The organism is Priestia sp. SIMBA_032 (assembly GCF_046535215.1).
GTDB classification, from domain to species: Bacteria; Bacillota; Bacilli; order Bacillales; family Bacillaceae_H; genus Priestia; species Priestia aryabhattai.
This window is the reverse complement of sequence record NZ_JAWRXD010001085.1, coordinates 1-255: the sequence shown is the minus strand read 5'-3', so window position 1 is coordinate 255 and position 255 is coordinate 1. Positions and strand designations below refer to the sequence as shown.

The 255-nt window shown below is 64.3% G+C and carries 1 protein-coding gene; it reads right to left on the bottom strand.

Features of this window, described 5'->3' with window-relative positions:
• On the bottom strand, positions 1 to 255 hold a 255-nt coding region (locus SB717_RS37685; RefSeq protein WP_410908270.1), incomplete at both ends, for a hypothetical protein.

The following is a 255-nucleotide window of genomic DNA, read 5'->3' as shown; positions in this document are numbered from 1 at the left end:
CTGGATGTGTTGGTGGTTGCAGGTGTCGGGGAAGGCGCTGGTGATGTTCAACAGCGCGCCCAGGACCACGTGGGCGCGTGCTCGGCAATCGCTTTGACCGACTGACGTCCCTTGTGGGGCGTAAGGATCCAGCGTGTGAATTAGCTGGAGCGATAGGGCGTCTCCTCCGGTGAGGGACTGGCGGTTGATCGCGTAGAAATCGACCGCCTTGCCCTTCCAGTGCGCGGACGCTGTGCCGGCGCCGGGCGTCATGCC